General features: G+C 48.2%; 2 protein-coding genes. Both read left to right on the forward strand.

Annotated features, from left to right (window positions below):
* Positions 1-1,035 (forward strand): thymidine phosphorylase family protein (locus AC3WVG_RS12000; RefSeq protein ID WP_488798352.1); only part of this gene is annotated, 1,035 nt, incomplete at its 5' end.
* Positions 1,032-1,272: hypothetical protein (locus AC3WVG_RS12005; RefSeq protein ID WP_488798353.1), on the forward strand; the 241-nt coding region annotated here is incomplete at its 3' end. The genes AC3WVG_RS12000 and AC3WVG_RS12005, both read left to right, overlap by 4 nt.

Below are 1,272 nucleotides of genomic sequence, written 5' to 3' on the forward strand. Positions count from 1 at the left end.
GAAACGCTCAGCTGGGGAACACGTCAGGTGGTGGATAAACACTGTATTGGCGGTATTCCTGGCAATCGCACCACCATGCTGGTTGTTCCTATAGTTGCGGCGCATGGCATGTTTATGCCAAAAACATCCAGTCGCGCAATTACTTCTCCTGCGGGTACGGCAGACACCATGGAAGTGCTGGCGGAGGTGACGCTTGATCCTGAAAAAATGGATGAAGTGCTGAAAAAGGAAAATGCCTTTATCGTCTGGGGTGGCAACGCCCGTCTGTCGCCGGTAGATGATATTCCGATTGCCGTCGAGCGGCCCCTATCTATGGATTCACCCGGGCAGATGATTGCCTCCATCTTATCCAAAAAAATAGCGGCAGGGGCAACGCATTTACTGATTGATATCCCAATTGGTCGCTCTGCCAAGGTGCGCAATCAGGCAGCAGCGATTAAATTGCGTAAATTGTTTGAATACATTGGCGACCTGATTGGTTTGCATATTGAAGTAGTAATTACCGATGGCGAGCAGCCCATTGGCAGGGGCATCGGCCCGGTACTGGAGGCGCGCGATGTGATGCAGGTGCTTGAACGAGATCCTGAAGCTCCCATGGATTTAAGGGAGAAATCACTACAGCTGGCAGGAAGAATTCTGGAATTTGATCCTGATGTGCGGGGAGGGCAGGGTTATCGGCTGGCGCGTGATTTACTGGATTCAGGACGTGCACTGGAAAAAATGAAGGCTATTATTGAAGCGCAGGGAAAAGTGGATCTACACGATCAGTTAGGCAAGCTTAAGCATGATGTTTGTGCGACCAAGGAGGGTATTGTCAAAGCCATTGACAACCTGAAAATTGCCAAAATAGCGCGTCTTGCTGGGGCGCCGATGGACAAGCAGGCGGGAATTTATCTCCATAAAAAAGTGGATGATGAGGTTAAGGAAGGTGAGCCACTTTATACCATTTATGCTGAGTTTCGCTCGGACTTTGATTTTGCCATCGCCAGTTGCCAGCAAAATAATGCCTATCGAATAGGAGAAAAGCCGCTATGAATATGGTGAATAAAGTCATTGTTTTGGGTTTTCCAGAATACCAGTTACAAGCTAAAAAGCTGGCGGAAGAGGCACGGCTTGCCTATGCTGATATTGAAATACACTACTTTCCTGATGGTGAAAGCAAGATACGTCTGCCGAAGAAATTACCTGAGCACGTTATTTTTTGTCGCAGTCTGGATCACCCCAATGACAAGCTGATTGAGTTATTTCTTGCAGCTGATGGTGCTCGGACTT

The sequence above is a fragment of the Desulfovulcanus sp. genome, assembly GCF_982781345.1.